Source organism: Nonomuraea ceibae, from assembly GCF_019396325.1.
Classification (GTDB): Bacteria; Actinomycetota; Actinomycetes; order Streptosporangiales; family Streptosporangiaceae; genus Nonomuraea; species Nonomuraea ceibae.
The window spans coordinates 25,924-49,195 of sequence record NZ_JAHKRO010000025.1; the positions used below are offsets into that span (position 1 = coordinate 25,924).

A 23,272-nucleotide genomic window follows, 5' to 3' on the forward strand; every position below is an offset into this window, starting at 1 on the left:
GGGGTTGCGGTGCTAAACCGTGATAAACCGGAACAAAGTTCGCATTACGTCTGGGCTGATTGTTATCGCTAACAACGCTGGTGTCAATGGACGACGGTAACCTCCCGGAAACGGTCCGGTAACCACAGGTGGCCAGGTCAGGGGCGTCTCCGGGCCGAGAACAGCCGCTGCAGCAGGATGAAGGCGAACAGCAGGAGGCCGATGAAGATCTTCGTCCACCACGAGCTGAGCGTCCCCTCGAAGCTGAGGATCGTCTGGATCAGCCCCAGCACGAGCACGCCCAGCACGGTGCCGAACAGGAACCCGGTGCCCCCGGTCAGCAGCGTGCCGCCGATGACGACCGCCGCGATGGCGTCCAGCTCCATGCCCACCGCGTGCAGGCCGTACCCGGAGAGCATGTAGAACGACAGCAGGACCCCGCCGAGCGCCGAGCAGAAGCCGGAGATCGTGTAGACGGCGACCTTCGTCCGGCCCACCGGCAGCCCCATGAGCAGCGCCGACTGCTCGCTGCCCCCGGTGGCGTAGACGGCCCGGCCCAGCCGCGTGTAGTGCAGCACGTACGCCGCCGCCAGCACCACCACGGCCGCGATCACCACGCTCGGCGAGATCCACAGATCGGCGAACAGGTCGATCCTGGTCTGCGCGAACGCCGTGAACGTGGCGTCCTCGATCGGGATCGACTCCGTGCCGATCGTGTAGCACAGCCCCCTGGCCAGGAACATCCCGGCCAGCGTGACGATGAACGGCTGGATGTCGAAGGCGTGCACCAGCCAGCCCATGAGCAGGCCCAGGCCCGACCCCACGAGCAGCACCAGCGGCACCACCACGTACGGCGGCCAGCCCGGCCCGGCCATCAGGCTCGCCGAGATCATCGTCGACAGCGCCACCACCGAGCCCACCGACAGGTCGATGCCGCCCGTCAGGATCACGAACGTCATCCCGACGGCCACGACCAGCAGGAACGCGTTGTCGATGAAGACGTTGAGCACCACCTGCCCGCTGGCGAACCCCTCGTAGCGGATCCCGCCCACCACGAACATGGCCACGAACAGGCACCCCGTCACCAGGACCGGGACATACCTGGCGGGGACGGCCCGCCCGCCGCCCAGGGAGAGCGTCGTCATGCCGTCACCCGCACCTTCTCCTCGGCCGGACGGGCGGAGGACGGCCGCCGCCGGCGGTGGAACACCTTCTCGCGGAACGCCGGCGACTGCACGAGGCAGACCGCCGCCACCACGAGCGCCTTGAACAGCAGCGTGGTCTCGGGCGGCACGCCGACGGAGTAGATCGTCGTGGTCAGCGTCTGGATGATGAGCGCGCCGAGCACGGTCCCGCCGAGCGAGAACCGGCCGCCGGCCAGCGACGTGCCGCCGATGACCACGGCCAGGATGGCGTCCAGCTCGATCCAGAGCCCGGCGTTGTTGCCGTCGGCGCTCGACACGTTCGAGCTGATCATGAGCCCGGCGACGCCCGCGCACAGGGCCGCGAACGCGTACACCATGACGATGATCCCGCGCGCGCGGATGCCGGCCAGGCGGCTGGCCTCGGCGTTGCCGCCGACCGACTCGATGAGCAGGCCCAGCGCCAGCCGCCGCGTCAGGAACGCGGTGATCGCCAGCACCGCCAGCACCACGAGGACGCCGAACGGCACGGTCAGCCAGTAGCCGCCGCCGATCAGCTTGTAGGCCGGGTCGTTGACGGTGATGATCTGCCCGTCGGTGATGAGCTGGGCCAGGCCGCGCCCGGCGACCATGAGGATCAGCGTCGCGATGATCGGCTGGATGCCGATCCCGGCCACCAGGAACCCGTTCCAGGCGCCCAGCAGCGTGCTCAGCCCGAGCGCCAGCACGATCGCGGTGAACACGCCCTGGTCCTGGCTGAGCTGCAGGCACGCCAGCGCGCCGGAGATCGCCACCACCGAGCCCACCGACAGGTCGATGCCGCCGGTCGCGATGACGAGCGTCATGCCGAGCGAGACCAGGATGAGCGGCGCGCCGAAGCGCAGGATGTCGATCAGGCTCCCGTACAGGTGCCCCTCACGCACCTCCACCGACAGGAAGCCGGGGATGAAGGCCACGTTGACCAGCAACAGCGCGGCCAGGATCAGGAGCGGCCAGATCAGCCGCCGCATCGCCGCCATCACGTACGGCCTCCGCTCGCGATCGTCTCCATCAGCACGTCCGTGGTGAGCTCTGGCCCGTTGGGCAGCTCGGCGACCAGCCGCCGGTCGCGCAGCACGGCGACCTTGTGGCTGAGCCGCAGCACCTCCTCCAGCTCGGCGGAGATGAACAGCACCGCCATGCCGCCGCCGGACAGCTCGGCGACCAGGCGCTGGATCTCGGTCTTGGCGCCCACGTCGATGCCACGGGTGGGCTCGTCAAGGATGAGCAGCCGCGGCTCCAGGATCAGCCAGCGGGCCAGCAGCACCTTCTGCTGGTTGCCGCCGCTCAGGTCGCGTACCAGGTGCTCGGGGTTGGGCGGGCTGATGCGCAGCGCCTTGACGTAGCGCTCGACCAGCTCGTCCTGCTGCTCGCGCGGCACCGGCCTGGTCCAGCCCCGCGTCGCCTGGAGCGCGAGGATGATGTTCTCGCGGACGGTCAGGTCCGGGATGAGGCCGTCGGCCTTGCGGTTCTCCGAGCAGAACGCGATCCCGTGGCCCATCGCGGCGCGCGGGGTGCGCAGCGACGCGGGCGCGCCGCCGACCGCCACCCGGCCGCCGCCCGCGTGGTCGGCGCCGAACAGCAGCCGGGCCACCTCCGTGCGGCCCGAGCCGAGCAGCCCGGCGAGCCCGACGACCTCGCCTTCGTGGATCGTGAGCGTGAACGGCTCGATCGCCCCGGCGCGGCCCAGCTCGCGGGCCTCCACCAGGGGCCGGTCGAAGGCCGCGGCCTCGCCGTGCAGCCGGTCGAGCGCGGCCAGCTCCTGGCCGATCATCTTGGCGACGAGGTCGACCTGGCTGAGCTCGCGCGTCGGGTACTCGCCGACGAGCCGGCCGTTGCGCAGGATCGTCATCCGGTCGGAGATCTCGTACACCTGGTCCAGGAAGTGCGACACGAACAGGATCGCGATGCCGTCGTCCTTGAGCCTGCGCATCACCCGGAAGAGCTGGCCCACCTCGTCGGCGTCCAGGCTGGAGGTGGGCTCGTCCAGGATGAGCACCCGGGCCTCGACGTCGAGGGCGCGGGCGATCGCCACCATCTGCTGGATCGCCAGCGAGTAGGCCGACAGCGGCGCCGACACGTCCAGGTCCAGCTCCAGCCGGGCGAGCAGCTCGCGGGCGCGGGCCCGCATCCGCTTCCAGTCGATGCGGCCCCACCTGCGGGGCTCGCGGCCGATGAGGATGTTCTCCGCGACCGACAGGTTGGTGCAGAGGTTGACCTCCTGGTAGACGGTGCTGATGCCGGCCTGGCGGGCCTCCAGCGGGCTGCCGAACGCGACAGACCGGCCGGCCAGCTCGATCGCGCCCTCGTCGGCCTGGTGGACGCCGGTCAGCACCTTGATCAGGGTGGACTTCCCGGCGCCGTTCTCGCCCATGAGCGCGTGCACCTCGCCGGGCAGCAGCCTCAGGTCCACGCCGTCCAGCGCGCGCACGCCAGGGAACTGTTTGCCGATCCCGCTCATCCGCAGGACCGGCGCGGGTGTGGCCATCGCCATCCCCTTCCGGTGGCGGGGCCGGGCCGCGGCCCGGCCCCTTGGGATCAGTACTGGCGGCTGGGCAGGGCCTGCTTGGCCTGCTCCTGGGTGAACGTGGTCTCCTCGGTCACCACGCGGGGCGGCACCTGCTCGCCCGCGACGACCTTCTTGGCCAGGTCCATGAGCTGCGGGCCGAGCAGCGGGGAGCACTCGACGATGTAGTTGATCTTCCCGTCGGCCAGGGCCTGCATGCCGTCCTTGACGGCGTCCACCGTGATGATCTTGATGTCGGCGCCGGGCGTCTTGCCCGCGCCCTCGATGGCCTCGATCGCGCCCAGACCCATGTCGTCGTTGTGCGCGTACAGCACGTCGATGTCCGGGTTGGACTTCAGGAACGCCTCCATGACCTCCTTGCCCTTGGCCCGGGTGAAGTCGCCGGTCTGCGAGGCGATGATCTTGAACTTGGGGTCGGCCCCGATGACCTCGGCGAAACCGGCCTTGCGGTCGTTGGCCGGGGCCGAGCCGGTGGTGCCCTGCAGCTCGACGATGTTGACCGGGCCGGACTCGTCCTTGTACTCCTCCACCAGCCACTGGCCGGCCTTCTTGCCCTCCTCGACGAAGTCGGAGCCGAGGAAGGTCTTGTAGAGCGAGGTGTCCTTGGAGTCGACGGCGCGGTCGGTCAGGATGACCGGGATCTTGGCGTTCTGCGCCTCCTTGAGCACGGTGTCCCAGCCCGACTCCACCACCGGCGAGAACGCGATCACGTCCACCTTCTGCTGGATGAACGAGCGGAGCGCCTTGATCTGGTTCTCCTGCTTCTGCTGGGCGTCGGAGAACTTCAGCTCGATGCCGGCGCTCTTGGCCGACTCCTGCACGGACTTGGTGTTCGCGGTGCGCCAGCCGCTCTCGGCGCCGACCTGGGAGAAGCCCATGGTGATCGAGTCGCCCGCGCCGCCCGCCGGGTCACTGCCGGTCGAGCCGCTGTTCGAACCGCATCCGGCCAGGGCGACGACGGCCGCCACCAGCACAGAGATCTTCTTCAACACGTGGGGGGTGTCCTTTCTGAAATTTGTGAGCGTTAACATTCTGTGGACGGCGTTCACGTCCGGCCGCTCCGCCCGTCAGCGCGGAGCGGTGCTCGCGCGCCGGACGAAGGCCGGGGGCACGACGAGCCGCTCATGCTCGCCGCCGCCCTCGATCTGGCGCAGCAGCATGCCGATGCTGTGCCTGCCGACCGCGCCGAAGTCCTGCCTGACAGTGGTGAGCGGCGGCGAGAAGAACTCCGACTCGGGGATGTCGTCGAAGCCGACGACGCTCACCTGACCGGGCACCCTCACCCCCTGCTCGGTGAAGGCGCGCAGCACGCCGAGCGCCATCTGGTCGTTGGCGACGAAGACCGCGCTCACGTCGCGCATGGCCGCCAGGCGGCGACCGGCCTCGTAACCGGAACGCGGGCTCCAGTCACCGGCCAGCGGCTCCGGCGTCTCCCGGCCGGCCGCCTCCAGCGCGGCCCGCCACCCGGCGACCCGGCCCTCGGCCTCCAGCCAGTCGGACGGCCCGCTGACGTGCCAGACCGTCTCGTGTCCCAGCGAGAGCAGGTGCTCGGTGGCGAGCCTGCCCCCTTCGACCTGGTCCACGCAGACCACCGGCACGTCGCCGGCCTCGCCGCCCTCGACCGCGACGGCCGGGATGTCGAGCGGCAGGTCGGCCAGCGCCTGGGCGGCCGACCGCTGTGGGGCGACCACCACGATCCCGTCGACGCCCTGGTCAGCCAGGTAGTCGAGGGCGTCGCGGACGCCGCTCCTGTCGATGGACTTGAGGCTGACGATGCTGACGAAGTAACCGGCCGCCCGGGCCGCCTGCTCGATGCCGTAGACCGTGCTGGCGGGGCCGTACAGGGTGGTGTCGAAGCTGACCACGCCGAGCGTGCGCGAGTGCCTGGTGACCAGCGCGCGGGCGACGAGGTTGCGGCGGTAGCCCAGCTTGTCGATCGCCTCCAGAACCCTGGTGCGGGTCTCGCCGCGCACGTTGGGATGCTCGTTCAGCACGCGGGAGACCGTCTGGTGGGACACTCCCGCCTCCCTGGCCACGTCGGCCATGACAGGCGGGCGGCGCCCCTGGATGGATGCCACAGCCGTGCTCCTTTCCGGGCTTGGGAAGACTGTGAACGTTAACAACCAGTCTCGTCAAGCGTCGTTTCGATTACGGCCGCGTCACCGGCGGCGCGGTCAGGGTTTGCGGGCCACGCCGCCCGCGATGCAGACGCCGCCCAGCGTGAGGGGAAGCTCGACCGGCTGCTCCGGCCGCCACAGCGGCACGTGCACCACGCCGGGCTCGACCGGCTCCAGCCCGTCGAAGAAGCGCACGATCTCCTTCAGGTCGCGGGCCCGCCCGGTGCCCAGCATCGCCAGCAGGACGCCCTCCAGCGCCCGCACCTCCGGCGCGCACGAGCAGAAGTGCGTGAGCTGCATGAAGCTGCCCGGCGCCAGCTTCGCCTTGTACGTGCCGACCAGCTCCTCCGGGCCCTCCTCGTCGCTCAGATGGTGCACGACGGCCACCAGCAGCAGGCCGATCGGCCGGGAGAAGTCCAGGAAGCCGGCCACCTTCGGATGCTCGAAGATCGCCTCCGGCTCGCGCAGGTCGGCGGTGATGACCCGGGTGTTGTCGTTGGTCTGCAGGATCGCGCGGGCATGGGCGAGCACGATCGGGTCGTTGTCGACGTAGACGACCTTGGCGCGCGGGTTGATCCGCTGGGCGACCGAGTGGGTGTTGTCCATCGTCGGCAGCCCGGAGCCGAGGTCGAGGAACTGGTCGATGCCCTGCTCGGTCATGTAGCGCACGCCGCGGAAAAGCATCGCGCGATTCTGCCGCGCGCCTTCGCCGCCGTCGGGGAAATGCTTCATGCCCTCCAGCGCTATCGCGCGGTCGACCGCGAAATTGTCCTTGCCGCCCAGGAAAGCGTCATAGACGCGGGCGATGCTGGGTTTGCTCGCGTCTATCTCAGGCGGCAGGTAATCCGGGTCCTGATGCGTCCAGCTGGGGGTTCCCTCGCCCATGAGCCACCTCGTCGATCGGCGTCGAATGCGTTCGGAGCATAGCGAGCGCGACATTCTTCCGCAGATCAGAATGAACCTTTCATTGGGCAATCAGCCCATTCGATGACATGCGTGCAATGGGGCAGGGAACCTCGCGCGGACGCCGATCGTTTCACCAGGAGAACGACGCGTACTCCGGAGGAGGGGCAGTGGGCTGGCACTACAGAAAGTCGATCAAGGTGGGCCCGTTCCGGGTCAACCTCTCACGGCACGGCGTCGGCCACAGCTTCGGCAACCGCCGCTTCCACGTGTCGACGACGCCCGACGGCCGCCGCCACGTCACCGTGCGCCTGCCCGGCGGCTTCCACGTGAGCAAGTCCTTCGGCAAGCGGCGCCACCACCGGCACTACCGCTACTGACGGGCAGCACGGCGAAGGCCCCGGGGACGTCCCCGGGGCCTTCGCCGATCGTGGGTGGAGCTATGGGGATTCGAACCCCAGACCTCCTCCATGCCATGGAGGCGCGCTACCAACTGCGCCATAGCCCCTTGCGATGCGACGCCAGTGTATCGGAATCTCGGCACCCCCGTGTCACGCCCGGATGGCCGTGATACGTCTATGAATTCATGTCTACCTTCGAAGAACATCGCCGCCTGCTGATCGGGGTGGCCTACCGGATCGTGGGCAGCATGGCCGACGCCGAGGACGTCGTGCAGGAGGCGTGGCTGCGCTGGTCCGGGGTGGACGAGAACGAGATCGCCGATCCGAAGGCGTTCCTGGTGCGGGTGACGTCGAGGCTGGCGCTGGACCGGCTGCGGTGGGCGCGCTCGCGGCGGGAGTCGTACGTGGGTCCGTGGCTGCCGGAGCCGGTGGGCACGACGCCGGACGTGGCCGAGCACGCCGAGCTGGCCGACAGCGTGGAGCTGGCGCTGCTGGTGGTGCTGGAGACGCTGTCGCCGCTGGAGCGGGCCGTGTTCGTGCTCAGGGAGGCGTTCGACCTGCCGTTCGGGGAGATCGCGGAGGTGATCGGGCGGGGCGAGGCGGCCACCCGGCAGCTCGCCAGGCGGGCGCGCGAGCACGTGCGGGAGAAGCGGCCGCGCTACGAGGCGGACCGGGCGGCCCGGCGGCGCATCACCGAGCGCTTCATCGGCGCCTCGGCGAACGGCGACCTCGGCGCCCTGATCAAGCTGCTGGCCGACGAGGTCACGCTGATCAGCGACAGCGGCGGCAAGGCCAGGGCGCCGCTGCGGGTGATGACGGGCGCGGACCCGATCTCCCGCTGGCTGGTGTCGATCGGCTCGGAGGAGGGGATCGCCCGGTTCCTGGCGTCGGTGGGGACCCCGCCGGACGCGGAGCTGTCGTTCGAGGTCGCGGAGGTGAACGGCGGCCCGGCGGCGGTGATCCGGGCGGCGGGACGCGTGGTGACCGTGGCGTCCCTCGTCGTCATGGACGGGCGGATCGCGACGATCTACCTGATCGCCAACCCGGACAAGCTGACCCGCTTGGCCGCCGATCAGGCGTGAACGGCCCGCGGGATGCCGGCCTCGTCGACGAGCCGGGGCAGGTCGACGCCGGTCGCGTGGAGGATGCGGCCGGCCCCGTTGGCGCCGTCGGCGAGCAGGCCCCACAGCAGGCGCTCTCCGGTGACGGGGCCGGGCTTCCACTGGGCCACCTCGACGGCCTTGCGGGCGTGCATGGCCAGCGGGATCGCGCCGAGCGGCCCGTACAGCACGACGCGCAGCGGGCGCAGCGGCGTGCGGCGCAGCCGCCACAGGTGGGGCCGGTCGGCCCCGGCACGGGTGCGGCGGTGCACCTCGGCGAGGTCGATGCCGAGCGTGGCCAGCAGCGCGCGGGCGTCGCCGGTGTCGACGTGCTCGCGCACGGCCTCGGGGGTGGCGGTGAAGGCGTCGAGCGTGAAGGGCCGGATCTCGGCCAGCGCGAGCAGGAGCAGGTCGGTGTCGAGGACGGGACGGCCGGCGTCGAGGGCGAGCGTGCCGGCCCTGATCATCGTGCGGCGGGCGCCGTCGGTGAATCTCGTCAGCATCGTGTTACCTCCCGATCCGGCGGGCGTGCTTGCGGTGGGCGGACTGCCGTTTGACGCCGAGCGCGTCGGCCACCTGCTCCCAGGACCAGCCCTGGGCGCGGGCGTTGGAGACGTGCATGGCCTCCAGCTCCTCCAGCAGGACCCGGAGCGCGGCGACGGCGGCCAGGCCGGTGCCCGGGTCGCGATCGGCCGCCGCTTCGGCGAGTTCGGTGACGCTCATGCTGTCAGCATGCGCTGACAAGCACCCGCTTGTCAACACGTGCTGACACGCTTACGGCTGTCAGCGCGTGCTGACGGTTCACGGCGTCACGGTCGTGCGCATGGTGAGCGCCTGCTCCTCCAGGGCCAGCTCCACCGTGACCTCGCCCAGCTCGGCGGCCGAGCCGACGTGCGTGCCGCCGCACGGGATCGACGCCTCACCCTCGGGCAGCGCGCAGGACCAGGTGCGGCGGGCGGTGAGCTCCGGCCCCGGCACGTCCAGCCGCACCGGCGCGCCGGACGCCACCCAGCCCTTGAGCCGCTCGTTCACCTCGGCCGCGACCTGGGCCGGGTCCAGCCCCTCGGCGGTGAACCCCTTCTTGCGCAGCGACTTGCCCAGCCGGTAGACGTCCACGCTCCCGTACGGGACGATCCGCGAGGAGGTGATCGCGCTCTGGTCGAAGTCGGGGTGGCCGAGCCCGTCGGCGGCGGTCTCCTTGCGCCAGCGCCCGGCCAGCGCGGCGTTGAGCGCGAGCGCGGCCAGGTGGCAGGCGGTGTGCCCGGCCGAGAGCGCGGCCCGGTGACCGGCGTCGACCACCAGGTCGACCTCGGCGCCGAGCGGCAGCGGCTCGTCGGTCACGTGCACGACCAGCCACCGCCAGCCGTCGGAGCCGCGCCGCACCGGGATGCCGGAGCCGAGCGCGATCTCGCCGCCGGAGCCGGGCAGCGCGCCGGTCACGCAGTCCACGACGGTCAGCCCGCCGATGGTCCCCCGGTCGGCGGGCTGGTCGGGCCAGGTGTGGTCGAGCGGGTGGAAGGGCGTCTCGGCGGTGACGAGGCCGTGCCGCTCCCCCACCGGCACGGCCCCGACGATCGTGGAACGGCCGTTGACATGACCGTGCGGGAAGGTGACGACTGTCGAGTTCACCCCGTCATCCTGGCAGAGCGCTCGTCCTCCAGGTATCGGTTGCGCCCCGCGTACAGGCCGCTCACGAGCTGGACGACGATCACGGCCAGCATCATCGTGTACGGCAGCGCCCAGCCGCCGCCGGCCTCGCGCAGCACCCCGACGAGGAGCGGACCGGCGCCGGAGATGAGATAGCCGACGCTCTGCCCGAACGCCGACAGCGCGCCGGTGGCCTCGGGCGTGCGGGTGCGCAGTGCCAGCATGGTCAGCGCGAGCGGGAACGAGCCCATGCCGATCGCCACGAACACCACCCAGACCGGCGCGGTCGAGGCGGGCGCGAACCACAGCCCGAAGAAGCCGATGACGTAGGCGACGACCAGGCCGACCACGATGGGCCGCTGGTCGCGGAAGCGCGAGGCGACGACCGGGATCAGGATGGAGACGGGGATGTTCAGCGCGGTGAACACGCCGAGGACCATCCCGGCCTGCGCGGTGGTGTAGCCGGAGTCGGTGAGGATCGTGGCCAGCCAGCCGAACATGATGTAGGCGATCATCGACTGGGTGCCGAAGTAGACGGCGACCGTCCAGGCCAGCTTGCTCCTGGCCAGGCTGCGCATGCCGGCGCCGGCGCGGGCCTTGGCGCGCTCCGGCTCGCTGCGCAGCAGCGCCAGCCACGGCACGGCGGCGATCGCGGCGAACGCGGCCCACACGCCGAGCGCGACGTGCCAGTCGCCGGAGGCGCGCTCGATCGGCACGGTGGCCGCGGCGGCGAGCATGGTGCCGGTGGCCAGGGCGGTGGTGTAGACGGTCGTCATGACCCCGGTGCGGGCCGGGAAGTGGCGCTTGATCAGCGACGGGATGAGCACGTTGCCGACCGCGCCGCCCGAGAGCGCGACCGCGCTGCTGAGCAGGAAGACCGGCGCGGAGTCGACGAGCGCCCGGACGAGCATGCCGGCGCCGAGCGTGACGAGCGCGAGCAGCAGCAGGCGGTGCTGCCCGACGCGGTGGGCCAGCGTGGGCGTGATCGCGCCGACGGTGGCGAAGGCCAGCACGGGCAGCGTGGTGAGCAGGCCGGTCCCGACGCTGGTCATGCCGAGTCCGGCGGCGAGCTGGTCGAGCAGGGGGCCGACGCTGGTCACGGCGGTGCGCAGGTTGAGGGCCGCGAGGACGATTCCCAGCACGAGGAGCCAGGCGAGGGAGTTGGTTCTTCCTCGGGACTCGGGGGCGGCGAGCACAGTCATGCCGGGTCTGGTCCTCCACTCATCTAATCATGGGATGAATCACCATCTTAACAGGACCAAAACGCGCATCTATTCCGCAACCTGACAAACTCCCCGCTCAACCGGGGCGCGGACATGGCAAAGCCCCCGGCTGAGCCGGGGGCCTTCGGTTGCCAGCGGGACCGTTCCTGAGCGCCTACAGGACCGGGCGCGGTCCCTGCGGGGGGTCGTCGTGGGTGCCGCCCAGCGGGCCGGGCGGGGGCAGCGGAGGACCGTCGGAGTACGGGTCGCCGCCGCCTACGGTGCCGGGCGGCATCGGCCGGTCGCTCCCGCCGAGGCTGGAGCCGGTCTGGTGCGGGCCGGGCACGTCGCCGCGCCAGGCGCCGGTCTCGCCGCCGCGCGACTCGATGAACGTCTTGAACCGCTCCATGTCGCCGCGGACGCGGAGCTTGACGATCTGCAGCCAGTCACCGGCGGTCTCCACGAACCCCTGGGGGTCGTACTCCATCTGGAGCTTGACCCGGGTCGTGTCGGCGTCGAGCCGGTGGAAGGTGACCACGCCGGACTGGCTCGGCTTGTCGATCGACCGCCAGGCGATGCGCTCGTCCGGGTGCTGCTCCGTGATCTCGGCCTCGAACTCGCGCTTGACGCCCGCGATCTCGGTGATCCAGTGCGTGCGCGTGTCGGTGAGCTGTTTGATGGACTCGACGCCCTCCATGAACTCGGGGAAGCTCTCGAACTGGGTCCACTGGTCGTACGCGACCCTGACGGGAACATTGACGTCTACGGAGTGTTCGATCGTACTCATGGGTGACGTTGCTGCCCGCGCAGACGACTCGCTAACGCCTGCGCAGCAGCCAGTAGAGGCCCACCAGCGGCAACACCAGCGGAATGTACAGATAGCCGCGGCCGTAACCGGACCACACGGTGGCGTCGGGGAAGGCGGCCGGGTCGAGCAGGCTCGCGGTGCCGATGACGAGGACCCCGGCCAGCTCGATGCCGAGCGCGGCCAGCGCGAGCCGCCGGGCGCCGCGCACGAGGGCGACGGTGAGCAGCACGTAGACGAGCGCGGCGAACGCCGACAGCGAGTAGGCCAGCGGCGCCTCGCCGAACCGGGTGGCGATCTGCACGCCGGCCCGCGCGCCGGCGGCCAGCGCGAACAGCCCGTACAGGGCGATCAGCGCGCGGCCGGGACCGGCGCCGATGGGGGCGTGGCTCATGCGACGCCCTGCCAGATCTGCAGCACCCGCCCGGTCATCACCGCGATCGCGAACCCGGCCACGACCAGGATCGCCGGGCCCCACCGGCTGCGCTCGGCCAGGGCGAGGAACACCGCGGCGGGCGGGATGAGCACCATGCCGCCGAGGTAGCCGAAGAGCGTGACGGTGTCGTCCGGCCCGGCGCCGCCGGCCACCGCCGCGATCACGATGCCGAGCTGCACGAGCACGGCCACTTCGAGGACGGCGAAGCCGCCCAGCAGGACCATGCCCATGGGCCGGTCGCGGATGGCGGTGATCAGGCTCGCCAGCGCGAGCAGCAGCGAGCCGGCGATGACGATCGTGGCGACGGTGGTGTTCATCGGGGGCAAGGCTATCGCCCGGGCAGGTCGCCCTCGATTCCGTCCAGGACCCAGCGCAGGCCGCGCTCGAAGGTGTCGTCGGCGCCCCGCACGCCCTGCTCGATCATGGGGGCGAGCCGGGGGAACTCTCCCGTGGCGACGAGGTCGCGGATGTAGGGCTCGGCGAGCGCGGCGCGCTCGGCGTCGTTGACGCCGTCGGCGCGGGGCCGGGCGCGCTCGGCGGCCTCGCGGACGACGAAGCCGGTCACGTAGTCGACGACCGCCGCCATCGCGCGCCAGGTCTGGAGCCGGTCCAGGCCGAGCCCGTCGAACGCGGACAGCCTGCGCTCGACGTGGCGCAGCCCGTTGGGGCCGACGGCGACGGGCTGGGAGATCAGCTCGACCCGCCAGGGGTGGCGGCGCACCAGGTCGCGCTCGGCCCTGGCGAGCTGGACCAGCGCCTCGCGCCAGTCGGCGGGCAGCGGCTCGCCGGTGTCGAGCTCGGCGCTGATCTCGTCGAGCATGAGCGCGAGCAGGTCCTCCTTGCGCTCGATGTAGGTGTAGAGGCTCATCGCGCGGGCGCCGAGCTCGGCGGCGACGCGGCGGATGGAGACCGCGGCCAGCCCTTCGGCGTCGGCGACGGCCACGGCCACGGCGACGATCGCCTCCCGGGTCAGCGCGGGGCGCCGCTGCGGCGCGGGGCGTGACCAGACGGAACTCACACCGCCATCCTAAGCCAGCCGCTACAGTGTACGGAAGTGATACGCTGTACGGCATGCGAGACAACGTACGAACCACCGGGCCGGTCGTGCTGCTCGGCGTGGTCATGACGATGCTCGACACGACGATCGTCAACGTGGCGCTCGGCCCCCTGGCGGGCGGGTTCGGCGCGAGCCTGGCCGACACGCAGTGGGTGGCGACCGGCTACCTGCTCGCCCTGGTGATGACCGTGCCCCTCTCGGGCTGGGCGGTCGGCCGGTTCGGCGCCCGGAAGGTGTGGCTGGTCTCCCTGCTGCTGTTCGGCGCCGGGTCGGCCCTGTGCGCCGCCGCCTGGTCGGTGGGCTCGCTGGTGGCCTTCCGCGCGGTCCAGGGGCTCGGCGGCGGGCTGCTGCTCCCCGTCGGGCAGGCGATGCTCGCGCGGGCGGCGGGCCCGGAGCGGATGGGCCGGGCGATGGCGCTGATCTCCGTCCCGGCGATGCTGGCGCCCGTGGCGGGGCCGGTCCTCGGCGGCGTGCTCCTCGACGGGCCGGGCTGGCGCTGGCTGTTCCTGGTCAACCTGCCCGTCTGCGCCGCCGCGCTGGTCGCGGCGGCGCTGCTGCTGCCGCGCGACGAGCCCGCCGGGGCGGCCGGGCTGGACGTCGCCGGGCTGGCCCTGCTGTCCCCCGGGCTGGCCGCGCTGGTGTTCGGCCTGTCGGAGGTCGGCGACGGCGCCTCGCCCGCGCATCCGGCGCTGTGGATCGGCGCGGCCCTGCTGGCGGCCTTCGTCGCACGCGGCCTGCGGACCCCGGCGGCGCTCGTGGACCTGCGGCTGTTCGGCGACCGCGCGTTCGCGGCGGCGGTGGCGGCGCTGGCCTGCTACTCGGCGGCGGCGTTCGGCGTGACCGTGCTCATCCCGCTGCACAGCCAGCTCGCCCAGGGCGGCAGCGCCCTGGAGGCCGGCCTGCTGCTGGCCCCCCTGGGCGTCGGCGCGGCGCTCACCATGCCCCTCGCGGGCAGGCTCACCGACAGCCGGGGCCCGCGCGGCGTCGCGACCGCCGGGGTGGCGCTGGTGGTGGCGGGCATCGCCGGCTACGCGGCGTGGGGCGGGGTGCTGCCGGTGCTCGTGCTGGGGCTCGGGCACGGGCTGGTGTCGCCGTCGCTGATGGCCGCCGCGTTCCGCACCCTGGACCGGGCCGCGCTCCCGGCCGCGACCACGCTCAGCACCATCGCCGTACGGGTCGCGTCCCCGGTGGGCGTCGCGCTGGCGGCCGTGCTGCTCCAGGTGTTCACCCGGGCGGGCGCGGACCGGCCGTACGCGTGGGTCTTCGGCTGCGTGCTGGCGCTGGCCGCCGTCCCGCTCGCCCCGATCGCGCTCATAGGATCGAAGGCGTGGAAAGCATCCTGGTCAGCGCGTGCCTGATGGGCCGTCGGGTGCGCTACGACGGCGGCGCCAAGACCAGCTCCGACGAGCGGCTGGCCGCCTGGTGGCGGGAGGGCCGGCTGGTGCCGTTCTGCCCGGAGGTCGAGGGCGGGCTGGCGATCCCGCGCCCGGCCGCCGAGATCGAGGGCGGCGCGGGCGGCGCGGCGGTGCTGGCCGGGACGGCCCGGGTGCTGGCGGCCGACGGCTCCGACGTCACCGCCGAGTTCGTGGCCGGCGCGCGGGCCGCGCTGGCCGCCGCCCGTGACGCCGGGGCGCGGCTGGCCGTGCTCAAGGAGGGCAGCCCGTCGTGCGGCGCGCTGACGATCTACGACGGCACGTTCGCCGGCCGCCGGGTCGCCGGACAGGGCGTGACGACGGCGCTGCTGGAGGAGCACGGCATCCGGGTCTTCACCGAGGAGCAGGTCACCGAGGCCGCCGCCTACCTGCGCACCCTGGAGACGTAGAAGGCGCCGCCCAGCCCGATCCCGAGCAGCACGGCGACCGAGCGGTGATACCAGTCGAGCAGCGGGTCGGGGTCGGTCGCGCCGAACGCGACGGCCAGGATGCCCAGCAGCACCCCCGACAGCGCGGCGGCGTGCGCGTAGACGATCCCGTCCCACGCCCACGGCCGCCGGGCCAGCGCGCCGTAGCCTGCCACGGCGAGCGCGCACGCGCAGGCCGTCTCCACGATCGCGGCCGGGACGATCACCGGCTGGCTCAGCGGCACCACCGCGATCCCGGCGTGCAGCAGCGCCGCCACGGCGAAGACCACCCCGTACACCAGGCATGCGGCGCCCAGCGCCGTCCGCAACACGTCCATGCCCCCACGCTGCCACCCGCGCGGGGGCGGCGAATCCTCCCTGAGGGTGGCCGCCGGATACGACCGCCGGGGTAGCCCGGGGATCGGGAAATCAGAAAGTCCCCTTCGCGGAAACCTTCTGCCTCTCCCGGGAGTCCTTAGAGGCAGGGGCCCGGGCACGAACACGATTCGCCAACGGGGAGAGGACTCGGCCATGCCAGTCGACCTGACCAACGAACAGCCCTTGGCCTGGGATTCGGCCACGCTCGACGCCGACACCAGGGCGATGCTGGACAACCTCCAGCCGAACATCCTGCGCGCGCACGTCCGCGAGCACCTGACGGTGCTGTTCGTCCGCTTCAACGACGTCGCGGAGGGCAGGCGTTACCTGAGGAAGATCGCGGTGACCAGCATGAAGTCGGCCCGCGAGCACCTGAAGGAGGTGCGCGACCACGCCCGCGACGGGCGGCACGGCACCCCGTACGTGGGCGTCGGCCTGAGCAAGGCCGGCTACCGCGACCTCGGCCACTCGGTCGAGGACATGCGCAGGTTCGGCGACGTGGTGTTCCGCGACGGGATGAAGCGGCGCGTCGCCGAGGTGAACGACCCGCCGGTGGAGGAGTGGGAGAACTGCTACCAGCGGGAGATCCACGCCGTCATCCTCATCGGCGACGCCGAGCCGGAGCCGGTGGCGGCGCTGCGCGAGCGGTTCCTGCGCGACCTGCCCGAGAGCGCCCGGCTGCTGGGCGAGGAGAGCGGCCAGGGCATGCGCAACCCGGCGGGCGACGGCATCGAGCACTTCGGCTACGTCGACGGCCGCAGCCAGCCGCTGTTCCTCAAGGACGAGGTGGACAAGGAGCCCGGGAAGCACTGGAACCCGGCGTTCCCGCTGAGCGGCGTCCTGGTGCCGGACCCGCTGGCGCCGGACCCGGAGCGCCACTTCGGCAGCTACTTCGTCTTCCGCAAGCTGGAGCAGAACGTCCGCGCGTTCAAGGAGATCGAGCAGGAGCTGGCCGACAGCCTGGGCCTGACGGGCGCCGACCGCGACCGGGCGGGCGCGATGCTCGTCGGCCGGTTCAAGGACGGCACCCCGCTCACGCTCAAGCCGAAGGCGGGCGGCGGCCCGGTGGTCAACGACTTCACCTTCGACACCGACCCGGACGGCACGAAGTGCCCGTTCAGCGGGCACATCAGGAAGACGAACCCGCGCTCGTTCGGCCGTGAGGTGCTCATGGCCAGGCGGGGCCAGACCTACGGGGAGCGCGCCGACGACCCGTGGGACGACGCGCCCCCGCACACGCGCCCGAGCGGCGAGGTGGGCCTGCTGTTCATGGCCTTCAACAGCAGCCTGCTCGACCAGTTCGAGTTCACCCAGCAGAGCTGGGCCGACAACCCGGACTTCGAGCGCCCGGCCACCGGCCACGACCCGGTGATCGGCCAGGGGGCGCGTGACGTCAAGGTCACCTTCCCGAAGGTGTGGGGCGAGCCGGAGCAGTCGCCGCCGCACCGGCAGGTGCCCCAGACGGTCACGATGAAGGGCGGCGAGTACTTCTTCATGCCGTCGCTGGCCTACCTGCGCGGGCTGTGACCTGGAGGGGAGCGGCCCGCGCCGCTCCCCTCACCCGGTCAGCGGGTGGCCTGCACCTGCGCGGTCACGGCGGCGGCACCCGCCTTGGCCGCTGTCGTGCGCGCGCCGCCCGCTCCCGGCAGGCTCCGGTCGTAGGCGTAGGTGACGGCCGAGTGCACGATCGCGCCGGTGTTCACCAGCAGCGCCTTGGTGCTGACGTTGGCGATCGTGTCGCACGCCTTGTGATAGCACGGGTCGTACGGCTCGCCGGCGGTGCCGCCGAACAGCGCCTGCTCCTCCGGCGTCTTGACGCCCTCGGCGCCGGTGAACAGGCCGCCCGCCGGGATGCCCGCCGCGATGAACGGCCCGTAGTCGGAGCGGCCGTCGAAGTCGGTGCCGACGTGGCCCAGGCGCAGCGTGTCGAAGTAGCGCGCGAACGTCTGCTCGATCTCGGCGGATCCGGGCGGCCCGGCCGGCGCGCCCGTCGCGTCGGAGTCGTCACCGTCGTAGATCTTGTACGCGAAGTTCGGCGAGCCGATCATGTCGAAGTTCAGGTACAGCTTGATCCTGGCCAGCTCGTCGGGCGTCAGGTTCGCCACGTAGTGCTCCGAGCCGAGCAGGTTCAGCTCCTCGGCGCCCCACCAGGCGAAACGCATCTTGTTGACCGTCGGCAGCCGCGACATGAGCAGGGCGGTCTCCAGGATGCCCGCGCTGCCGGTGCCGTTGTCGTTGATGCCGGGGCCGGGCACCACGCTGTCGAGGTGGGCGCCGAGCATGACGACGTTGTCCGGGTTGCCGCCGCGCGACTCGGCGATCACGTTGTGGGTGACGCGGATCTCGCTCTCGGTGTCGGTCGCCACGCGCATCACGGTGCCCGCGGTGGCGGCCAGCTCCTGGCCGACGGCGAAGCTCGTACCGACGACCGGGATCGTCACGGGCACGCCCAGCGTGCCCTGGAGGGTGTCGGTGCGGCCGGGCTGGCCCTCGTTGAAGATGATCACGGCGACGGCGCCTGCCGCCTGGGCGTTCTCCGCCTTGACCCGGAAGTCGCAGGAGCCGCGCTGGACGAGCGCGATGTTGCCCGGCGTGAACCCGGCGAAGTCGGCGGCCTCGCAGCCGGAGGTGGAGCCGGGGGTGGGCGGCGGCGGGAGCTGCAGGTCGACGTTCTGGAGGGTGGCGGTGACGTCGCCGGAGCCCGAGTAGGTCATGGTCGCGAACTCGCCGACCAAGCTGCCGTCCGGCGGCGTCGGGGTGAACGTGCGCGGGTTCGGCGAGACGCGCTGCATGGCCGCCGTGGCGTTCTCCTGGAAGAACGGGAACTCGAACGGCTGCAGCGTCACCCGGTAACCGGCACGGCGCAGCTGCCCGGCCACGTAGTCGCGGGAGGCGTCGTAGCCGGGGGTGCCGGAGGCCCGGGTGCCGCCGTTGGCGTCGGCGATCCGCTGGAACGCCTCCAGGTGCCGGGTGACGAGTTGCGCCTTGACGGACCTGGCGAGCGACGAGGGGCTCGGGTCCGCCTGGGCCGGGGTGACCAGCGCGAGCGGAAGGGTGAGGGCCACGGCCAGGGTGCCGGCTCGGGCCACTCCCTTGGGGAGGTGGAAGCGCATATGGCTCCTCCGCGAAGAGGGTGAGTGTTTCGGTGTCCCCCGATTTCTTGCACGCTGTTGGAACGTAACGAGCCCGCCGCCTCCTGAGAAGACCCATAAATGGGGGTCATTTCACTGGTTTGCTGCTCTCCAGGTCTTTACCCTTTCGGCTCGCATCGCCTCACCCAACCCGGAAGGCCCGCCGGGGATCATGGCCTCAGGGGGTCGGGGCATGCTGCGGGCGTTTCTGAAGACCGAGGCGGGCAGCACCAGCGTGCTGCTCGCGGCCACGGTGCTGGCCCTGCTGTGGGCGAACTCGCCCTGGGGCGACACCTACGAGGCGTTCTGGCACACCCCGATGGGCCTGTCCTTCGGCGACGCCACGTTCTCCCTCGACCTGCGCCACTGGGTGAACGACGGGCTCATGACGATCTTCTTCTTCGTCATCGGCCTCGAGATCTCGTACGAGGCGCGGCTGGGCCAGCTCGCCGACCGGCGGCTGATCGCCGTGCCCGCGATCGCCGCGTTCGGCGGCATGATCGTGCCCGCGGCCGTCTACCTCGTCTTCAACGCGGGCGGGCCCGGGGCCGCCGGGTGGGGCGTGCCGATCGCCACCGACACCGCGTTCGTGCTCGGGCTGCTCGCCGTCGTGGGGGCCCGGTGCCCGTACCCGCTGCGGGCCTTCCTGCTCACGCTGGCCATCGTGGACGACATCCTGGCCATCATGATCATCGCGATCTTCTACACCGCGACGCTGGTGGTCCCCGCGCTGGTCACCGCGATCCTGCTGCTGGCCGCGATCGTGACCCTGCGCTGGCTGCGCATCTGGCGGGCGCCCGCCTACATCCTGCTCGGCTTCGCGCTGTGGGTGGCCACGCTGGAGAGCGGCGTGCATCCCACCCTGGTCGGCATCGCGCTCGGCGTCCTCGTGTTCGTGTACGCGCCCAGCGACCACAAGCTGCTGCGCGCCGGGGAGGCCGTGCAGGAGTTCACCACCTCCCCCAGCCCGCGCGCGGCCGAGCGGGCCACCCGGCTGGTGCGCCGGGCGGTCTCGGTCAACGAACGCCTCCAGCTCCGCCTGCACCCGTGGAGCAGCTACGTCATCGTGCCGATCTTCGCCCTGGCCAACGCCGGGGTCCGGCTCGACGGCGACACGCTGCGGGCCGCCGCGACCTCGCCCATCGCGCTCGGCGTCGCGCTCGGCCTGCTCCTCGGCAAGATCACCGGCATCACCCTCGGCACCTGGCTGCCGCTGCGGCTCAACTGGGGCGTGCTGCCGGGCAACCTGGTGTGGGGCCAGATCCTCGGCGGGGCGGCGGTGTCGGGCATCGGGTTCACCGTCGCCCTGTTCATCGTCGACCTGGCCTTCGAGGACCCGCTCGTGCACAGCGAGGCGAAGATCGGCATCCTGGCCGGATCGCTGCTGTCGGCGCTGCTCGGCTGGGTGATTTTCAAGCTGGCCTGGGACCGGGGCGGCGTGTGCGCCCCGCCGCAGACGGAGCCGGAGGAAGAGCTGCCGGTGCTGCTCGGCGAGCCCGTCGGGCCGGACGATCACGTGCTCGGCCCCCCGGACGCGCCGGTGACGATCGTCGAATACGGCGACTTCGAATGCCCCTACTGCGGCCGCCTCCACCCGGTGCTCCAGGAACTGCGCCGCCGCCATCCCGACCTGCGGATCGTCTTCCGGCACTACCCGCTGCGCACCGTGCACCCGCGCGCCGTGGCCGCCGCGCTGGCCTCGGAGGGCGCGGCCCTCGGCGGCCGGTTCTGGGAGATGCACGACCTGCTGTTCCGCAACCAGCGCCACCTCACCGACCAGGACCTCGCCCGCTACGCCGCCGGGCTCGGCGTCGAACCGTGGCCCGACGTGCCCGCCCAGACCGCCCGCGTCGCCCGCGACGAGGCGTCCGGCCACGCCAGCGGCGTCCGGGGCACCCCCACCCTCTTCGTCAACGGCCTGCGCCATCAGGGCGACTTCGACCTGGAGTCCCTGAGCAAGGCGGTGGATCTCGCGCGTCCCACCCCGTAACGTCTCTACGCGGACGTCCCCTCAACGGGCTGGAGACCTGAACCGCATGTTCAACATCGGAAACTACGTCGGGATCGGCACCACCGCCCTGATCAGCGTGCTGCTGCTGGCGGGCACCGTGCTGCTGGGCATGAACCGGCGCAACCACGGCCGCGGGGCGACCCTCGGCATGTTCGGCTGCCTCGCGCTGTTCCTCGACTCGCTGGTGCGGCTCGCGCAGTTGCTGATGATCGGCGTCCTGTTGGAGTCGTTCGGCCCGGGCGGCATCGACGTCGTCTTCCTGCTGGTGAACCTGGTCTCCTTCGTGCTCATGGTGACGGGCGTCTCGTTGCTGATCGCCGGCGTGATCGCCCGCCGCACCCCGCCCCAGCAGCCCGGCCCCCAGGCCCCGCAGCAGCCCCAGCCCTGGCAGCAGCAGGGCCCGCAGCAGGGCTGGCAGCAGCAAGGACCGCAGGGCCCGTACGGCCAGCCGCAGGGGCCGCAGCCCGGTTGGCAGCAGCAGCCGCCGAGCGGGCCGCAGGGGCCGCAGGGGCCGCAGCCGGGGTGGCAGCCGCCTGCCGACGGGCTCGCCTGAGCCGTCCTCGGGCAGCCACAGGAGATGTGACAATGGTGGGAAAATCCGGCTCCGCGCGCGCGTCGAGGGAACCATGAATCCAGAGCAGCCCGGCCAGCCCGACCCCGACGTGACGATCCGGCGCCGCTGGCCCCAGCAGCCGACCGGGCCGCACCCCGCGCCCCCGTCCGGCCCGTACCCCGCACCCCCGGCCGGGCCCCCACCGAGGCCGAACCCCGGTCCGCACCCCGGTCCGCAGCCGTACGGGGGCGGGCCCGTGCCCCCGCACCGGCAGGACGACCCGCCGGGCTCGTTCACCCGCCGCCTGCCCTACACCCCGGACATGCTCCCCGACGTGCCCGTGTACGAGGCCAAGGCGGCCAAGTCCGGGTGGTGGTGGATGATCCTGGTGTGCGGGGTCGCCCTGCTGGCGGCGGCGCTCACCGCCGGCTTCCTGTTCTGGGTGAACGGCGGCGCGTAGCCCCGGGTCACGCCCGGACGCTGTCCATCGTCCAGTTCGTCTCCCAGGTCCGCTCCCCGTCGACGGAGAACGCCTGCTCCCACCGGCAGGCGTCCGGCCCCTGGAGCGTCCAGAGGAACCGGCACCGCACCGGCGTCCCCTCGTGCTGGTCGTCGGCGTAGAACAGGCCCTGGTCGCCGTCGAAGCCGCCGACCATGGGCGGCAGGTCGAGCACGCCCCGGGAGCTGTTGGCCCAGTAGATCGACCACTGCCGCGTCTCGGGGTTGTACAGCCGCAGGGTCAGCCCGTTGAAGCCCTTGGTGGGGAAGGTGATCTCGTCGAAGCTGGCGGCGCCGCCGAAGTGCCGGGTGGCGGTGATCCGGCCGGGGAACTCGTCCCAGGTGTCGCTGCCGGTGAGCGGCTTGACCAGGCGCCTGTTGTGGACGTTCCAGGTGCCTTCGAGGAAGTCGAAATCGTTCATGCCCGGCACCGTACGGCCGGGTCACTGACAGGTAGTGTCAGCGATGTGCGTGCTTCCCGCCTGATGTCGATCCTCCTGCTCCTGCAGACGCGCGGCCGGATGACCGCCGGGGAGCTGGCCGACCGGCTGGAGGTGTCGGTGCGCACGATCTACCGCGACGTGGAGTCGCTGCACGCGGCCGGCATCCCGCTCTACGGCGACGCCGGGCCGAGGGGCGGCTACCGGCTGCTCGACGGCTACCGGACCAAGCTGACCGGGCTGACGACGGAGGAGGCCGAGTCGCTGCCGCTGGCCGGGCTGCCCGGTCCGGCCGCCGAGCTGGGGCTGGGCGCGGTGGTGACGGCGGCGCAGCTCAAGCTGATGGCGGCGCTGCCCGTGGAGCTGCGTGACCGGGCCGGGCGCATCAGGGAGCGCTTCCACCTCGACGCCCCGGGCTGGTACCGCGACCGGGAGCCGGTGGCCCACCTGCCCGCCGTGGCGGAGGCGGTGTGGAACGAGCGCCCGGTCCGGGTCCGCTACCGCCGCTGGCGCGCCCCGCAGGAGGTGGAGCGGCGGCTGGAGCCGTACGGCCTGGTCGTCAAGGCCGGGAGCTGGTATCTGGTGGCCCGCTGCGACGAGCAGGTGCGCACCTACCGGGTGTCGCAGATCCTCGACCTGCATCCGCTGCCGGGCCGGTTCGCCAGGCCGGCGGGGTTCGACCTGGCGGCGCACTGGCAGGCGTACCTGGTGGAGTTCGAGGCTCGGCTACGGCGCGGCGAGGCGGTGCTGCGGCTGTCGCCGGGCGGGCTCGAACGGCTGCCGGGCCTGATGACGCCCGGCGTGGCGGCGGCGGCGCGGGAGAGCGCCGAGCCGGAGGCGGACGGCTGGACCCGGGTGAGGGTGCCGATCGAGTCGGTCGAGCACGCGACGGGCGAGTTCCTCAGGCTGGGCGCGGACGCCGAGGTGATCAGCCCGCCCGAGCTGCGCGAACGGCTGCTCGCCGTCGCCGAGCGGATGGTCGGCCTCTACCGCGCCGGTTAAGCGAGCTGCAAGCGCCTCCGGACAGAATGCCGCAAAAGGATCAACCAGCGCTTCGGGGGCGACA

The 23,272-nt window shown here is 72.1% G+C and carries 26 protein-coding genes and 1 tRNA gene; 9 read left to right on the forward strand and 18 right to left on the reverse strand.

Annotated elements, in window-relative coordinates; genetic code table 11:
* Nucleotides 1-137: 137 nt before the first annotated feature.
* The 6 genes from yjfF to KME80_RS18365 form a co-directional block, all read right to left on the reverse strand.
* Nucleotides 138-1,124: a galactofuranose ABC transporter, permease protein YjfF gene (gene yjfF, locus KME80_RS18340; protein ID WP_219506800.1), complete on the reverse strand. Its 987-nt coding sequence runs from the start codon at nucleotides 1,122-1,124 to the stop codon at nucleotides 138-140.
* Complete coding sequence (locus KME80_RS18345; protein ID WP_219506802.1) at nucleotides 1,121-2,131, reverse strand: ABC transporter permease; 1,011 nt, start codon at nucleotides 2,129-2,131, stop codon at nucleotides 1,121-1,123. The genes yjfF and KME80_RS18345 overlap by 4 nt, the downstream gene beginning before the upstream one ends.
* Before the next feature lie 8 nt (nucleotides 2,132-2,139).
* Nucleotides 2,140-3,648 carry a sugar ABC transporter ATP-binding protein gene (locus KME80_RS18350; protein WP_219506803.1) on the reverse strand — a complete coding sequence of 503 codons (1,509 nt, stop codon included), beginning with the start codon at nucleotides 3,646-3,648 and terminating at the stop codon, nucleotides 2,140-2,142.
* Between the two features lie 50 nt (nucleotides 3,649-3,698).
* Nucleotides 3,699-4,679, reverse strand: a complete 981-nt coding sequence (locus tag KME80_RS18355; RefSeq protein WP_219506805.1) for an ABC transporter substrate-binding protein — start codon at nucleotides 4,677-4,679, stop codon at nucleotides 3,699-3,701.
* Nucleotides 4,680-4,754: 75 nt separating this feature from the next.
* Nucleotides 4,755-5,732, reverse strand: a complete 978-nt coding sequence (locus KME80_RS18360; RefSeq protein WP_219506896.1) for a LacI family DNA-binding transcriptional regulator — start codon at nucleotides 5,730-5,732, stop codon at nucleotides 4,755-4,757.
* A gap of 129 nt (nucleotides 5,733-5,861) precedes the next feature.
* On the reverse strand, nucleotides 5,862-6,689 hold the full coding sequence (locus tag KME80_RS18365) for an SAM-dependent methyltransferase (protein WP_219506807.1): 828 nt from the start codon (nucleotides 6,687-6,689) through the stop codon (nucleotides 5,862-5,864).
* A 188-nt stretch (nucleotides 6,690-6,877) separates the two neighbouring features.
* Here KME80_RS18365 and KME80_RS18370 point away from each other — a divergent pair, with 188 nt between their 5' ends.
* On the forward strand, nucleotides 6,878-7,087 hold the full coding sequence (locus KME80_RS18370) for a DUF4236 domain-containing protein (RefSeq protein WP_219506809.1): 210 nt from the start codon (nucleotides 6,878-6,880) through the stop codon (nucleotides 7,085-7,087).
* Between the two features lie 55 nt (nucleotides 7,088-7,142).
* Here the strand turns inward: KME80_RS18370 and KME80_RS18375 are convergent.
* Nucleotides 7,143-7,215: transfer RNA gene (locus KME80_RS18375), tRNA-Ala, on the reverse strand.
* 78 nt (nucleotides 7,216-7,293) lie between these two features.
* On the opposite strand from KME80_RS18375, the gene sigJ reads away from it, so the two are divergent.
* The gene (gene sigJ, locus KME80_RS18380) at nucleotides 7,294-8,190 is read left to right on the forward strand and encodes an RNA polymerase sigma factor SigJ (protein ID WP_219506812.1); all 897 of its coding nucleotides are present in this window, start codon (nucleotides 7,294-7,296) and stop codon (nucleotides 8,188-8,190) included.
* On the opposite strand, the gene KME80_RS18385 is transcribed toward sigJ, so the two are convergent.
* The 8 genes from KME80_RS18385 to KME80_RS18420 form a co-directional block, all read right to left on the reverse strand.
* Nucleotides 8,181-8,711, reverse strand: a complete 531-nt coding sequence (locus KME80_RS18385) for a Clp protease N-terminal domain-containing protein (RefSeq protein WP_219506815.1) — start codon at nucleotides 8,709-8,711, stop codon at nucleotides 8,181-8,183. The genes sigJ and KME80_RS18385 overlap by 10 nt on opposite strands.
* Nucleotides 8,712-8,715: 4 nt before the next feature.
* A complete protein-coding gene (locus tag KME80_RS18390; protein WP_219506817.1) occupies nucleotides 8,716-8,931 on the reverse strand; it encodes a helix-turn-helix domain-containing protein in 216 nt (71 codons plus the stop codon).
* 78 nt (nucleotides 8,932-9,009) lie between these two features.
* Nucleotides 9,010-9,837 (reverse strand): alanyl-tRNA editing protein, encoded by an 828-nt coding sequence (locus tag KME80_RS18395; RefSeq protein ID WP_219506819.1) that lies wholly within the window; start codon nucleotides 9,835-9,837, stop codon nucleotides 9,010-9,012.
* A complete protein-coding gene (locus tag KME80_RS18400; protein ID WP_219506821.1) occupies nucleotides 9,834-11,057 on the reverse strand; it encodes a CynX/NimT family MFS transporter in 1,224 nt (407 codons plus the stop codon). The genes KME80_RS18395 and KME80_RS18400 overlap by 4 nt, the downstream gene beginning before the upstream one ends.
* Before the next feature lie 175 nt (nucleotides 11,058-11,232).
* Entirely contained in the window at nucleotides 11,233-11,844 is a 612-nt protein-coding gene (locus KME80_RS18405; RefSeq protein ID WP_219506823.1) for an SRPBCC family protein, read from the reverse strand.
* Between the two features lie 31 nt (nucleotides 11,845-11,875).
* The gene (locus KME80_RS18410; protein WP_219506825.1) at nucleotides 11,876-12,256 is read right to left on the reverse strand and encodes a hypothetical protein; all 381 of its coding nucleotides are present in this window, start codon (nucleotides 12,254-12,256) and stop codon (nucleotides 11,876-11,878) included.
* A complete protein-coding gene (locus KME80_RS18415; protein WP_219506828.1) occupies nucleotides 12,253-12,615 on the reverse strand; it encodes a hypothetical protein in 363 nt (120 codons plus the stop codon). The genes KME80_RS18410 and KME80_RS18415 overlap by 4 nt, the downstream gene beginning before the upstream one ends.
* An 11-nt stretch (nucleotides 12,616-12,626) precedes the next feature.
* On the reverse strand, nucleotides 12,627-13,316 hold the full coding sequence (locus tag KME80_RS18420) for a TetR/AcrR family transcriptional regulator (protein WP_219506830.1): 690 nt from the start codon (nucleotides 13,314-13,316) through the stop codon (nucleotides 12,627-12,629).
* A 53-nt stretch (nucleotides 13,317-13,369) separates the two neighbouring features.
* On the opposite strand from KME80_RS18420, the gene KME80_RS18425 reads away from it, so the two are divergent.
* Complete coding sequence (locus KME80_RS18425; protein ID WP_219506832.1) at nucleotides 13,370-14,713, forward strand: DHA2 family efflux MFS transporter permease subunit; 1,344 nt, start codon at nucleotides 13,370-13,372, stop codon at nucleotides 14,711-14,713.
* Entirely contained in the window at nucleotides 14,683-15,177 is a 495-nt protein-coding gene (locus KME80_RS18430; protein WP_219506834.1) for a 2-thiouracil desulfurase family protein, read from the forward strand. Before KME80_RS18425 ends, KME80_RS18430 begins: the two co-directional genes overlap by 31 nt.
* Here KME80_RS18430 and KME80_RS18435 read toward each other — a convergent pair.
* Nucleotides 15,153-15,533 (reverse strand): hypothetical protein, encoded by a 381-nt coding sequence (locus tag KME80_RS18435; protein WP_219506836.1) that lies wholly within the window; start codon nucleotides 15,531-15,533, stop codon nucleotides 15,153-15,155. The two genes, KME80_RS18430 and KME80_RS18435, sit on opposite strands and share 25 nt — an antisense overlap.
* Nucleotides 15,534-15,726: 193 nt before the next feature.
* Between KME80_RS18435 and KME80_RS18440 the strand changes: the two genes are divergently transcribed.
* On the forward strand, nucleotides 15,727-17,100 hold the full coding sequence (locus KME80_RS18440) for a Dyp-type peroxidase (RefSeq protein ID WP_219506838.1): 1,374 nt from the start codon (nucleotides 15,727-15,729) through the stop codon (nucleotides 17,098-17,100).
* A 38-nt stretch (nucleotides 17,101-17,138) separates the two neighbouring features.
* Here KME80_RS18440 and KME80_RS18445 read toward each other — a convergent pair whose 3' ends face one another.
* Nucleotides 17,139-18,686, reverse strand: a complete 1,548-nt coding sequence (locus KME80_RS18445) for a M28 family metallopeptidase (protein WP_219506840.1) — start codon at nucleotides 18,684-18,686, stop codon at nucleotides 17,139-17,141.
* 211 nt (nucleotides 18,687-18,897) lie between these two features.
* Between KME80_RS18445 and nhaA the strand changes: the two genes are divergently transcribed.
* The 3 genes from nhaA (at nucleotide 18,898) to KME80_RS18460 (ending at nucleotide 21,728) form a co-directional block, all read left to right on the forward strand.
* The gene (gene nhaA / locus KME80_RS18450) at nucleotides 18,898-20,694 is read left to right on the forward strand and encodes a Na+/H+ antiporter NhaA (RefSeq protein ID WP_219506842.1); all 1,797 of its coding nucleotides are present in this window, start codon (nucleotides 18,898-18,900) and stop codon (nucleotides 20,692-20,694) included.
* A gap of 46 nt (nucleotides 20,695-20,740) precedes the next feature.
* Entirely contained in the window at nucleotides 20,741-21,268 is a 528-nt protein-coding gene (locus KME80_RS18455; protein WP_219506844.1) for a hypothetical protein, read from the forward strand.
* Nucleotides 21,269-21,341: 73 nt separating this feature from the next.
* On the forward strand, nucleotides 21,342-21,728 hold the full coding sequence (locus KME80_RS18460) for a hypothetical protein (protein ID WP_219506845.1): 387 nt from the start codon (nucleotides 21,342-21,344) through the stop codon (nucleotides 21,726-21,728).
* 7 nt (nucleotides 21,729-21,735) lie between these two features.
* Here KME80_RS18460 and KME80_RS18465 read toward each other — a convergent pair whose 3' ends face one another.
* Nucleotides 21,736-22,188 (reverse strand): hypothetical protein, encoded by a 453-nt coding sequence (locus KME80_RS18465; RefSeq protein WP_219506846.1) that lies wholly within the window; start codon nucleotides 22,186-22,188, stop codon nucleotides 21,736-21,738.
* Between the two features lie 45 nt (nucleotides 22,189-22,233).
* On the opposite strand from KME80_RS18465, the gene KME80_RS18470 reads away from it, so the two are divergent.
* Nucleotides 22,234-23,208 carry a helix-turn-helix transcriptional regulator gene (locus KME80_RS18470; RefSeq protein ID WP_219506847.1) on the forward strand — a complete coding sequence of 325 codons (975 nt, stop codon included), beginning with the start codon at nucleotides 22,234-22,236 and terminating at the stop codon, nucleotides 23,206-23,208.
* The last annotated feature ends 64 nt before the right edge of the window (nucleotides 23,209-23,272 follow it).